General features: G+C 62.0%; 10 protein-coding genes. All 10 read left to right on the top strand.

What is annotated here, in order from left to right:
* The first annotated feature begins 71 nt into the window (after nt 1-71).
* The 10 genes from OEB96_RS02255 (at nt 72) to OEB96_RS02210 (ending at nt 11614) form a co-directional block, all read left to right on the top strand.
* Complete coding sequence (locus OEB96_RS02255; RefSeq protein WP_266213746.1) at nt 72-602, top strand: hypothetical protein; 531 nt, start codon at nt 72-74, stop codon at nt 600-602.
* Nucleotides 590-1027, top strand: a complete 438-nt coding sequence (locus OEB96_RS02250) for a hypothetical protein (protein ID WP_266213745.1) — start codon at nt 590-592, stop codon at nt 1025-1027. The genes OEB96_RS02255 and OEB96_RS02250 overlap by 13 nt, the downstream gene beginning before the upstream one ends.
* A gap of 559 nt (nt 1028-1586) precedes the next feature.
* On the top strand, nt 1587-3023 hold the full coding sequence (locus OEB96_RS02245; protein WP_266213744.1) for a hypothetical protein: 1437 nt from the start codon (nt 1587-1589) through the stop codon (nt 3021-3023).
* A 265-nt stretch (nt 3024-3288) separates the two neighbouring features.
* A complete protein-coding gene (locus OEB96_RS02240) occupies nt 3289-3681 on the top strand; it encodes a hypothetical protein (protein WP_266213743.1) in 393 nt (130 codons plus the stop codon).
* Between the two features lie 220 nt (nt 3682-3901).
* On the top strand, nt 3902-5209 hold the full coding sequence (locus tag OEB96_RS02235; protein ID WP_266213742.1) for a carboxypeptidase-like regulatory domain-containing protein: 1308 nt from the start codon (nt 3902-3904) through the stop codon (nt 5207-5209).
* 182 nt (nt 5210-5391) lie between these two features.
* On the top strand, nt 5392-5727 hold the full coding sequence (locus OEB96_RS02230) for a hypothetical protein (RefSeq protein WP_266213741.1): 336 nt from the start codon (nt 5392-5394) through the stop codon (nt 5725-5727).
* Between the two features lie 5 nt (nt 5728-5732).
* Complete coding sequence (locus OEB96_RS02225; RefSeq protein WP_266213740.1) at nt 5733-7529, top strand: membrane dipeptidase; 1797 nt, start codon at nt 5733-5735, stop codon at nt 7527-7529.
* Nucleotides 7530-7737: 208 nt separating this feature from the next.
* Entirely contained in the window at nt 7738-8418 is a 681-nt protein-coding gene (locus tag OEB96_RS02220; protein ID WP_266213739.1) for a hypothetical protein, read from the top strand.
* A gap of 131 nt (nt 8419-8549) precedes the next feature.
* Complete coding sequence (locus tag OEB96_RS02215; RefSeq protein ID WP_266213738.1) at nt 8550-9506, top strand: hypothetical protein; 957 nt, start codon at nt 8550-8552, stop codon at nt 9504-9506.
* Nucleotides 9503-11614: an SUMF1/EgtB/PvdO family nonheme iron enzyme gene (locus OEB96_RS02210; protein ID WP_266213737.1), complete on the top strand. Its 2112-nt coding sequence runs from the start codon at nt 9503-9505 to the stop codon at nt 11612-11614. Before OEB96_RS02215 ends, OEB96_RS02210 begins: the two co-directional genes overlap by 4 nt.
* Nucleotides 11615-12088: the final 474 nt, after the last annotated feature.

The following is a 12088-nucleotide window of genomic DNA, read 5'->3' as shown; positions in this document are numbered from 1 at the left end:
AACCGGAGGCAGCCTCCACTCCGACATGCCTCGGAGCGGTTTCCCACACAACCCGTCAAGGAACCTCGCGCATGCGACCCCTGGCCCCTCTGCTCCTTTGCCTCCTCGGAACCAGCGCGACCGCGTGTGCGTACGATTCGAGCGCCACCGCCGGACGTGTTCCCAATCCGGTGGCGCTCGGACCCGTCACCCAGATCGGCGCCACCGGTTCCCCGCGGGACGTGGTTGGCAGCACATTCGATTCCAAGATCGATCGAGCCTTCACGGTATCCACGTCGCCCTCCGACAACACGACCACGGTCACCTACGTCTCCACTGGGGAAGGCAAGGTCGACGCCGACCTTCGTAGTGCGGCCAATGGTATGACCGACCGGATCATCCGAGTCGATAATGTGCGCGTCAACGCGTACAGCGGGTTCTTCTACTCCGCCGCCTGGATCGTCACTAGAGTCCGACTCAAAGGACACGTGGGGTACCGAATCCCTGGAACCCAAGAGCATTCGACACCGCCGAGCACCACCGCCGCACCACGTGCAAACAACGCCGCGGTGCAGACTCCACCCCTCAACACAAATGGAGTCGTCGACCCATGGTCCCGCTGATGAAAGTCGGCCTCTCGAGCATCGGCCTCGCCATCCTCATCGGCTGCGCCGGGGGTCGAACGAACCTGCAATTCAATGAGGCCAAGTATCCGATCTCTCTGTCTCCGACGGTCCTTGGTCGGGACGGATTGGTGCTGTTCCCCGATGAGCGAACGGTCGTGGGACAGCTACACCTCGAGGCCAAGGCATGGGGCATCGCTTGGGCGGCCATCCCCCTCAGGCCCAATACGGATCTCTCGAAAGAGCTCAACTCACAGGTGCACAAGGTCGGCGGCGAGGCCGTGGTCAACCTACGCATCACCTCTCGCCAGTGCGGAATCAACCACGCATGGATCCTGAGTACGATTCCACTGTGGCCCGGCTGCAGCCGAATCACAGTGCAAGGCGACATCATTCGCGAAGGCGCACTGCCGCCCAAACAATGACGCGAATGACCCACGGCAGGGTATCGGCGCATCCTTCAAGGAACGCGACCTCGAGTCTCGCGGCTCCCCCGCTCGGCATCGTCGTAGCTCCCCCGGTCACACCGCCACCATAGATCGGGCATCGGCCCGACACGAGCACGGTCGGTGACCGCATAGTCCTCGCAGAGACGACTTGGCAAAAGCATCGAGGCATGGGCCCGATGCTCTGCCTCGCGCGTCACCTGATCGAGAAGAACCCACGGCGCCCGAACCCCGCCGACGGGAGCGATCGGAACAGACCGCTTCCGATTGGGTTCATCACCGCACTTCTTCCATACCGACCACACGATCGCATACCCACGCGATGCATATGGAACGAACATCGGACCTCAACCACCCCATCTCGGAGACAACTCCTCACCGGCAAACAAGGACATCGGCCATGCTCGAAATGATACTACACAATCACCACCTCCCTCCACCCCCCGGTCGGGTCCATCGCAGGACCCCGAGCCCCCGCCGACTTTGGTCGTTCGCTCGAAGCCTCGGGACGATCGGAACCTGCGCGGCACTCTGGCTCATGAGCACCGTCGCGTCGGCAGGTGGCCGCAGCGTTCCCTTCGACCCCAAGATCCACGGCTTCAATTTCGCCAACAGCTTCCAGAACGACGTCGTCAAGGAGGTCGATCTCCGCACCGGTGGCCTGTGCGGCGGCATGGTGTATACGGCAACCGACTACTATCTGGCCAGGAAGCCGGTCCCACGGCAAGACTACCGTCCCGCGACCAACACGGCGCTCCAGAAGTACATCTACTCCCGACAGGTCCAATCGCTGCTCCCGAACCTCGACAAGTGGACGGAGCGAGAGGTCAACCCCTTCGGCTCGCGAGACAAGGAGTTCTTCCGGTGGGGATTGTCTACCGAATTCGACAAGCTACGCAGGTCGATCGACACCGGGAAGCCAACCCCGCTCGGAGTGATCGACACGGAGGGCAAGGCCAAGCACCAAATCCTGGCAATCGGCTACACGACCGACAGCAAGAACAAGCTCGAGTCCATCCAGGTCTACGACCCCAACTTCCCCAACAAGACGACCACGATGCGACCGAACCTCGCCAAGAGCTGGTTCGAGTACGACGGTTCGTCGAAGAAGTGGAGGACCTACTTCGTAGACACCAAGTATCGGGCCTCTGCACCTCCTTCGATCGTCACGCCGAAGCACGCTGATGATGAGAAGATCCGCGAGCTCGTGGTGGAATTCCAGACCGGCGACGATGATCTCCGTGGAGGCCAGGACAACGTAGACCTGATCCTTCATCTCCGCAACGGCAAGACCATTCGGCGCTCCAAGATCAACCTCGGCGCTCGCTGGCTGACCAACTACACCGAGTATGCCAGCGTGGTACTCCCCTCACCGATTGCTCGCGCCGACATCGCAAAGGTGGAGTTCGTCACCTCCTTCCGCGGGGGGATCTCCGGCGACAACTGGGACACCAAGAAGATCAACGTGACGTACTACGCGGGGGCGAACCGCCGCACGCTCGTCGCGAGCTCGTCCTTCTTCCGCTTCACCGGCGATCGCCGCTCGCTCGTGCTCACCGTTCCGGCAACCGACACCCCCGTCGCCAAGCCCGGACAGGTGACTCGGTTGAGGGTGACGATCAAGACCGGCAACGATGATCTTCGCGGAGGCGGAGACGATGTCAACATCAAGGTGCTGTTCCGCGACGGCAGCCACCAGATGTTCCGTACCGTCAATCAGCGCAAGCGCTGGGGCGACAAGGAGACCCATGACGTGTGGCTCGACCTCCAGCGCCCCCGCGACCGCGCCGACATCATCGGGATGACCCTGACCACCACGTTCAAGGGAGGAGTGTTCGGGGACAACTGGAACATGTCTCAGCTCCGCGTCACCCCGCACGAGGGCAAGAAGGGGCTCGATGCGTACACGAATCTGACCGGAAAGCCGCTGAAGCGGTTCACGGGAGACAGCCAGAACTACACCGTGCGGTGGTAGTCGAGTCACTACCGTCACTTTGCAGGGCTCCGAGGACTCCTCGGGGCCCTGCGTCGTGCATGTGAACGACGAGCGGACATCGGCTGCGCTCGAGAGGACCGTCGCTCCCAGGGTGAACAGGCGAAAGAGCAGCAGCCTGCAATCAATCCGCCAGAGTCCGTTACCAACTTGATGCAAGGCAGCGTGCTCGAGCCCACCAACCGTCCGACCGTGGACGGTCTCGAGCGGAGAGCCCGACACAGCCATCACAGACGGAACAGCCATCATGAAACTCAACAAGCTCCTTCCAATCCTCGCCCTCTCCGCCGTCACCGCGGGGGTCGCGATTCCCGCTGTATCCAACGCATCTCCAACCGACGACCGTGCTGTCTGGTCCTTCGGCGGTCTCTTCGTCGAAGCCTACACCATGAAGGCAAGCGGCGAGATGCATGTCACCTTCAAGGACAAGAAGGGCATCCAGTTCAAGAGCTGGAACGACAAGGCGGGAAAGAACCAGTGCGGCAACAAGGCCGAGCTCTACATTCACCCCAAGACGCCGAACCGAGAGGACCTCAAGAAACTCGTCGTCACCGCCGGTCTGGCACAGAAGCAACTGCACGTGTGGTTCGAGCCCATCAGCGGGCAATGCTACATCAAGTGGATGAGCGTGAAGATCTAGTACATTCCGGCGTTCTCGGTCGACACCAAACCGGGGACGTCGGAATCACCACGAGCAACCACTCCGTCAACACCCGCATCACCACCTGAACCAGCAGAAGATCACCATGCCACACCAACGAGCGGCTACACGACGCCAACTACCAGTCTCCAGGGGCGTCGCCCTCTGCGCCTTGGCCCTGGGATTGGCCTCCGCAATCGCCATACCGACAAACGCCAGCGTGGCGGAGGTTCGAGGACGAGTACTGGACACTCGAAACCAGCCGGTCGTGGGGGCAACGATCAGGGTCCTGGACCAGGACAACGGCAACCAGCGAGAGATCAAGCGCGGCACGACGAACTCGAGCGGCTACTTCTCTGTCCCGCTCCCCTCCTCTTGGAAGGATGCGGACGCCAACATCTTCGGAGGTGGAAATCCCGACATCCACGTCACGGTGGAGGTCGAATCTCACTACTCCACCGGGAACTTCGGCCAACCCAATCCCGCAAACAAGGACTTCAAAACCACCGTGACTAGCGATGCTGTGGGCAAGACGACCAAGATCTACGACTGGCCGGGATTCAAGAAGAATCTACCCGATCACGACATTCGAAAGAGCATCGACACGGGCACGCTGAAGGTTCCCGAGGACAAGTGGGAAACCGTCCGAACCTCCTTCGACGTGGCTGTCCACGGCTTCCCCTTTCGGAACACCAAATTCAGGGGGCTCTGCGTGGCCACGGGTTGCAAGGGGGATCTCTTGAAGAAGCTCAACTCAACGCAAGCCCTTTGCGGTGGCATGTCACTCTCCGCACTCGAACGGTACATGAGTGGTCGTTGCGATGCGCACGAGGAAGCCATCCCAAAATCCAACGAGCTTCCTCCTGCCCTCGAGAAGGAGATCCTCGGGAACCAACTCGAGACGTTCTTTCTGTGGAGGTACGATCCTGGCCCATCGCAGATCGGCAAGTACGACTCGATTCTCCCTGGCGCGCTCTCCATGTCGACGCCAGCTTGGAGGTTCTTCGAGTGGCAGGCCAAGACCGACGAACCCAACAAGCAATTCGGGAACACGATCGGGGCGTCCACCAAGGAAGAATGGCCGAAGATCCGAGACGCTCTCAAGAGCCGCAAGATCCCCGTGGTGCTCGGCCTGATCAAGACCACGACATTGAACTTCGACGTCCGGGACTGGTCGGCCATCAGCAACAATCACCAAGTACTCGCGATTGGGTACGACTACAATCCCCGCTACCAGACGGGGACCATCTATCTCTATGAACCCAACAAGCCTGGGAGCGTCGTAGAACTCCGTTTCAAGGATAAGTTGGTCAAGAGCAAGATGTACATCGACTACTCCCACGGCAGCAAGCCGCGCGGGTTCTTCCTCAACACTCAGGCTCCACAGGGCCTCAAGCCGCCCACTTCTTGCGGGGCGACCAGCAGTGGCAGCAGCGCGCCCCCTTCTGCCACGCCATCGGCTCCGTCCCCCCCAACCCCCGGACGATGGGCCATCCCTCCAGCACTCTTGGATATCCTCGTGCTGTAGCCGCATGTTCGTCGTATGACGGCATCTGCCGTCCGAAGTCTCGAGTTGCGCGTGCGCGGCGGCGCACGCCGCTCCTCTTCTCGATATCGAGACAATAGTCGGCCTACCGTGACCCCGCTGCCCTGGGCCGAGCGTCTCGCGCGGCCGCCACCGTCAAACGGATCTTCCGAAGAGATCGAATCATGACCCTCAAGCTTTCCGCGGCGTCACTCGTACCCGTCGTGATTCTCGCCGCTTGCGTCCACAACCCGCCCCTCGTGCTCGACGATGCGGCCCGTGCCGTTCACGTCGTGAACTCGACGCAGGAAATCGCGCTGAGAATTGCCAGGACGTGTGCGCCCGTTGGCGTCGTTTCGGGGAAAACTGAGCCCTACCTCAGAAGACATGCCGTCGAGCAGCATGCCAACGTAGTCGAAGTTCTCTACGACAAGACTCAGCATGCCGTGCTGCACAAATGCCCGGACGACTTCGATCCACGAGTAAGCGATTTGCCCAACCCCTCACCCCAACCGTCGTAGGCACCATGCTCAGAACACACGGACATCGATCACCACGCCGTTGGCTGGCTTGCAGTTCCCTGGCCTTCGCGCTGGTGGGAGCGACTTGCATCGGAGACGCCGAGGCAGCCACGACGAGCGCGCGCTCGCCAATCTTCGAAGGACACATCAACGCCAAGGGCAAGCCGCTTCGCGGTTTCGTTGACCTTCACACCCACCCCATGGCGCACCTCGGCTTCGGTGGCAAGCTCCTTCACGGCGCCCCTGGCATCGACGTACTGATGCTCAAGGGTACCATCCATCCCTGCAGCGACAAGGACAGGCGCACGAGGACCGTGGAGGATGCGCTTGGCTCCTGCTATGCAACCCATGGAGGTTGGGACCTGTTCAAGAACGGCTGTGGCGATCACATCCGAAGGAAGGTGCTCGACGGTGTCGAGGAATCTGGCGAGACCCCCAAGAACCACCCACACGACGAGGACCATCCGCCGGGCTACCCCACCTTCAGCAAATGGCCCAAGCACAATGACCTGCTACACCAAATGATGTATGCGGACTGGGTTCAGCGCGCCCATCGGGGAGGTCTTCGCGTGATGGTCGCGCTTGCCGTCAACAACATGACCCTTGCGAAGGGGCTTCAGGTCGATTCATCGTATGATGACAAGCATTCCGGGGATCTGCAGATCAAGGAGCTCAAGCGGTGGGTGGAACGGCACTCCTTCATGGAAATCGCATACTCCGCCGATGATTTGCGGCGCATCGTGGAAGCAGACAAGCTGGCCGTAATCCTCGGAGTGGAGCTCGACGACCCGGGAAGCTTCGTCTGGAATCGCAAGCCCCCGAGCGAAAAGCAGGTGCGCGAAGAGGTGCAACGCCTCCACGGGCTGGGGGTAAGATACATGTTCCCGGTACACATCATTGATAATTACTTCGGCGGAACAGCCATCTACGAGGGGGCGTTCTCGCGAGCAAACCGCTACCATTTTGGCGAATGGTGGAAGCTCGAGTGTGCGCGAGCTGACGACGGGATCTCGAAGAAGATCGAGTCTGGCTTCGATCTATTCGCCTCGCTGGCCCTGGGGGCCGCCGGTGGCAATCAACCCACGCCCAACTGCGCCCATGGGTTCGTCAACGCACGTGGTCTCACCTCGCTTGGTCGGGTAGCGCTCGATGAGATGATGCGACATGGCATGCTCATCGACATCGACCACATGTCCAAGAAGACCGTCCGTGACACCCTCGAGTATACGAAATCGACTCAGTACCCCCTGGTATCCGGTCACAACGGCCTTCGGGAAAAGTCGGGCAATGAGAACCAACGGACGAAGGCGGAGTACCAGGAGCTCGCTCGGCGGGGAGGGATTGCTGGAGTCGGATGGGGCGAGATGGTCGCCGGGGACTGGCTCCGCTCGGCGACGACGGTGTCCTCTCTCGGCGTGCAGGTGGCGTTGGGATCGGACGTCAACGGCCTCGTGGCCATGCCAGGGCCAGCGGCGCAATGCTCGAAGACACCGTGCGTGGTCTACGACGCCACCTTGCCACGGCCGACCTTCGGGAAGAAGACGTGGAACTACAACCAGGACGGAGTTGCTCACTACGGGCTGGTTCCGGACTTCCTCAGAGATGTCGAGCGCCGGCAGGATGGCCGTAAGGTCGTCGACACATTGTTCAACGGAGCGGAAGCCGTCGCGACGATGTGGGGGAAGGCCGAAGACATCAGTGAACAGATGGGTCGACCCTCGACGGGTGGTGGCTCGAGCACACCGATCAAGGTCGACGCAGCTACCATACTGAAGATCGTCGTGCAAACCGTCCTCTGGTAGCGAGCCATGCGTTGGCCGAGATCTCGCCGGTCGTCATCGCAGTCGCGCCGCACCCGGTTAACGCCACGTTCTCGTCAACGCCTCAACGTAGATGCACTCTCACTCCGACAGCCAACCCCTCATGCGACGCAAATCTCGCACTCATGAACGACTCGCCCGCGGCACCAGCCTCCGAGTTGCTCGAGCCGTCTCCGCACTGATCGTCGGCATGCTCATCAACCCCGCAACCGCCCTTGCTGCCAAGGAGAAGAGCAAACCCAGCCACATCGACCGCAGAGGCATGGTCTGGACGATCGCCGGGGGCACCACCGCGTGCATCAGCGGCTACTACCCCTGCTATGCCAAGCGGTCGGCGTACTCGTCCATCACAACCCCATTGGCCGGTACCAGCGCGGCAGTTGGGTTTCGACCCAATCCATTCGTTGCGGTGCTAGCGACCTACGACTTCCTGTCACTCGGCGTATCCAAGGGCGATGGGAAAGCCTACGCCAACTATGCTCACTTTCACTCTGCAACGGCCAACCTCAGGGTGATGTTTCCCTTCGGAATCTCCGAATTGGGCGCCGAGGGTGGCCTGGGTTGGGGCCACTGGTCCTATGGTGTAGGCACGGGCGAGACAACCAACGGCATGGGGTTCGTGGGACGCCTGTCGCCTACTCTCGACTTCCATGTACGGCCCCGGCTCTTCGTTGGGTTCGGCCTTGGTCTTTTCCTCAATGGCTTCGAGCGTCGTAGCTGCAAAGAGCAGATCCCACGCGAAGAGAACTGTCCGCAAGTCGTGGATTCGGACTCCACAGAAGCCAAGACAGACTATACAAAGTTCAAACAAGGACTTCCCCATCGCAATGCCATCATGATTGGCCTCCGTGTGGGAGGGACCCTCTTCTGAGCTCGAGGCCCCGCATGTCGGCAAGGAATCGCTCACGCCTGGCGTGGATGCTCGGCGTACCACTGGCGTTGCTCGCTTGTCATCCCAGGTGGTCGGGGTCCGGACGGGGCGCGACCAATGATGCCCCGGGGATGCGACACGAGGAGCACCTGCTCCTAGTGCCATCCGGAAATCCCGAGCGGTTGCTCGGACGGGAGGTCCGAGGCAACGACGAGCAAGGTTGGACGGTGGAGAAGGAGAGACGCCCCGGATGTACCGTACGCACCTGGGAGGAAGCGGCGAGCTGGAAGCGCAGCTTTCGGGAAGACATTGGCCATGCGGCCGACATTGCGCTCGGCCACCAGGAGCTCGGAGGACTGGTCGCACGCTTCGGGCGAGAGATCGTCGTGCAGGCCACGATCGAGAACCAGAAGACCTTGCATGCCGATCTCAGCGGTGACTGCGGTCAACAGGTCATCGACGCGGTACACGTTGGCGTCGGGCATCGCTCGCTCCGTCGCGGGAACGCGGGCGGCGTGATGGTGCAGGGACCGGTGGCCGTCTCCGCTGCGCGCGGCGGCGTGGGAGCACATCACGAAGTGGAGAGCGAGTTGGCGTGGCAGACGCCGCAGGCGTGGGCGTTTTCGGTGACCGAGCTTGGGGACGTCGCGCGACCCGACGTTCACGTGAAAGCTCCGACTCGCATGTCATCTCACGAAGAGGTTCGTGTGAGCGTGCGAGCGGATCGCACGGTCTGGCTCGTCGTCGTATTTCGCTCGGATGCAGGCGACGTGGGCGTGCTCGTGCCCAACGAGCGGACCGAGGAGCTCGTGTCACGGGAGGGAAACCCCGTGTCATTGCCTGCCATGGAGGCCGTGCACTCTGGGCGCTCTGATGAGCCAGAATACGAGACATTGGAGGTCTACGCGTTCTCCGAGCGAGAAGACTTCCAACGAATCCGACCACCACGCGGCGTCTCCAACCCTCAAGACGCTGCTCGATACGTGCGCACGCTGGAGGCATCGCTCGACGCTTTACCCCTCCGGCGCTGGAGCAGGAGCACGCTGCGCTACGAGATCGCCCCTGAACCCAGAGGAAGGACGCCATGAACACACTCACACGTCGGCAATCGGCCTTGGTGACCTTGGCAAGGCTCGGTCTCGTCTCCACGCTCATGAGCTGCCAGCCAGAGCGGAGTGAAACCCAAGCGCCCGACAACGGAACTCCGGCAGAATCGGTAGTGACGGTACAGGGGCGCATGCCGCTGCCATGGCCTGATCTATCCGAGGATGCCCCGGTTCTAGGCGGAGGCGAGGAGGATGTAGCCCTCATCGTCGCGATCCAAGACTACGACTATGCGCCCAGCATCCCAGGCGCGATCGACAACGCCGAGAGTTGGCACCGTTTCTTCACGCACACCCTGAAGGTACCCGCCACGCGGGTGGCGCTGCTCGAAGACGAGCATGCAACGCGGGAGACCATCCGTCAGTCGTTGGGCGACATCGCCAGCATGGCACGCCCCGGGCGGAGGGCATGGTTCGTGTTCATCGGACACGGTGCTCCCGCACAGAACGGCACCGATGGATTGCTGGTTGGAGCCGATGCACGTCGAACTCCCGAGAGCCTCGAGAGCCGCAGCATGCGGCACAGCGAAGTGCTCGAGCAACTGGAAGGAACCGCCGCGCAACCCATCGTGGTGCTCGACGCCTGCTTCAGTGGCCGACTCGGCGCCCAGGACGACATTCTGGAAGGCGTGCAGCCGCTGCGGCTCGTCGCGCTGCGGAAGCCCGAGACTGCGGTGGTGATGACTGCGGCTGGCGCCGACGAGTACGCTGGAGCACTACCGGGAGGAGCGCGACCTGCGTTCTCCTATCTGGTGCTGGGTGCGCTGCGCGGGTGGGGAGACGCAAACGATGACGGCAAGGTCACCGTGTCCGAGGCCGTGAAGTACGCGCAGGGCGCAATCTCTCCGCTGGTCCACGGGCGACGTCAGACACCTGAGTTCGTCGCGGCGCAGCCCGACCAGGTGCTCGTCACGAACGCCAAGGAAGATGGCCCCGACCTCGGAGAGATGGTCCGTTTGGCTGCACGAGGCTCGCGCCTCAACCTCAATGGCGATGGGCTGACCCTCGGTGAGCTCCCGTCGTTCGCCCTCGATGAGATCGCGCGGAGCGATGTGCTGGAGGGATCTGAGATCGGCGCCATCGACATGGAGAAGGAGCGCGAGGCAGAGAAGGTCTGGGCGCGGCTCAAGGAGGCAACCGACGCGATCGAGGTCGCCAAGCTGAGCGGCGATCCAACCGGTAGGAAGCAGGCCAAGGCATGGTGTGATCTGGCCGAGCTTCCCGATCCCAACCCTCACCGCGAGCGTGCTCACCATGCGTGCAAGGAAGCCCAGTCCTTCGTGGAGCAGCGTCGCCACCTAGTGGAAGCAATGCGGCGCGACAAGGCCATCGTCGAGCAGTTCCTCGAGCTCAAGCACCGCGGGGAAGACGACAAGCTCGAGGTGTTGAAGAGCTTCCTTCGTGAGTACGGACAGCTATCGAGGGAGCCAGAGGTCATCTGGGTAAGGCAGCGCAAGGAACGACTCTTCTCGACGGGAATGACCAAGGTCGAGGGGTACCACAAGGGAAGATGGGATCAGCCGTCCTTCTATATGGATCCTACCGAGGTCACCGTGTCGGCCTACGCCGAGTGCGTGACGGCCGGTCATTGTTCCGTGCCCCGATCGCACGATGACGACGAGAGGTGCAACTACGGCTGGCAAGGTGGGGATCGTCATCCAATCAACTGCGTCTCATTCGAAGCCGCGTCCCGGTACTGTGAATGGGCTGGCAAGGCTTTGCCGACCGAGCAGCAATGGGTATGGGCCGCGCAAGGCGGCGTGCAGGAGCGTACCTACCCGTGGGGCGGTGCACCTCCCGACTGCACGCATGCCGTCATCGGTGTCGGCGGCAAGCCAGGGTGCGGTGAGGGACGCACTTGGGCCGTTGGCAGCAAGTCGGACGGAGACAGCAAGGATGGAATCCACGACTTGGCCGGCAACGTCCGAGAATGGACTCAGGGGGAGGACCAAGTGGTGACGCATGGTGGCTCCTGGGAGTTCTTCCGGCTCGGTGAGCTTCGCAACCGAGCCAGCGTGGCGATCGGCGCCGAGGATGCGAGAGCCGACGTGGGGTTCCGCTGCGTCAGCAAGGAGCGGTCAGAAGAGCTCTGACGATGGGGCCGAGCTTGCGCCGGCTGCAGTCGGCTACCCTGCTTCCTGGCCACTCGCGCATTAGGCAACGCGGTCCGACGCGGTGTACGAGGTCGCCCTGACCCGGTGCACCAGAGGTCGGGCACGCCTGCAAGACGGGTCAGGGTGAGCCTCTACGCCGACTCGCGCCGTGCGGGGGTTGGGGGCCAAGACCGGCGCCCTAAAACGACCCTACACCGAGACCCAATGTCGGGATGATGCCCACGCGCGAGCTCCGTCGATGACGACGAATCTCAAGCGAAGCTCAAGCTCGGAACCGAGCGTAATTGTCAGGAGGGGGCCCTCGGCGATCGGTGCATTCCCGCGGGCCTCGACCTTCGAAAGGCAATAACCGCCGCGGTTCCGAATCAATTGGGCAACCACCTGTAATCAATTCCAAATAGATTTGGCTGCCGGAATTCGCGAGATCAGCGGGTTCCTCGCACTTTTGATGGC

It is taken from the genome of Paraliomyxa miuraensis, from assembly GCF_026337845.1.
GTDB lineage: Bacteria > Myxococcota_A > Polyangia > Nannocystales > Nannocystaceae > Paraliomyxa > Paraliomyxa miuraensis.
Note: the sequence above shows the minus strand (reverse complement) of the source record. Positions and strands in the feature narration are given on the sequence as shown.

Excerpts from the sequence above, each read along its gene's own strand:
- OEB96_RS02250 (WP_266213745.1), top strand. The coding sequence starts at position 590 with ATGGTCCCGCTGATGAAAGTCGGCCTCTCGAGCATCGGCCTCGCCATC.
- OEB96_RS02215 (WP_266213738.1), top strand. The coding sequence starts at position 8,550 with ATGCGACACGAGGAGCACCTGCTCCTAGTGCCATCCGGAAATCCCGAG.
- OEB96_RS02255 (WP_266213746.1), top strand. The coding sequence starts at position 72 with ATGCGACCCCTGGCCCCTCTGCTCCTTTGCCTCCTCGGAACCAGCGCG.
- OEB96_RS02220 (WP_266213739.1), top strand. The coding sequence starts at position 7,738 with ATGCTCATCAACCCCGCAACCGCCCTTGCTGCCAAGGAGAAGAGCAAA.
- OEB96_RS02210 (WP_266213737.1), top strand. The coding sequence starts at position 9,503 with ATGAACACACTCACACGTCGGCAATCGGCCTTGGTGACCTTGGCAAGG.
- OEB96_RS02225 (WP_266213740.1), top strand. The coding sequence starts at position 5,733 with ATGCTCAGAACACACGGACATCGATCACCACGCCGTTGGCTGGCTTGC.
- OEB96_RS02230 (WP_266213741.1), top strand. The coding sequence starts at position 5,392 with ATGACCCTCAAGCTTTCCGCGGCGTCACTCGTACCCGTCGTGATTCTC.
- OEB96_RS02240 (WP_266213743.1), top strand. The coding sequence starts at position 3,289 with ATGAAACTCAACAAGCTCCTTCCAATCCTCGCCCTCTCCGCCGTCACC.
- OEB96_RS02245 (WP_266213744.1), top strand. The coding sequence starts at position 1,587 with ATGAGCACCGTCGCGTCGGCAGGTGGCCGCAGCGTTCCCTTCGACCCC.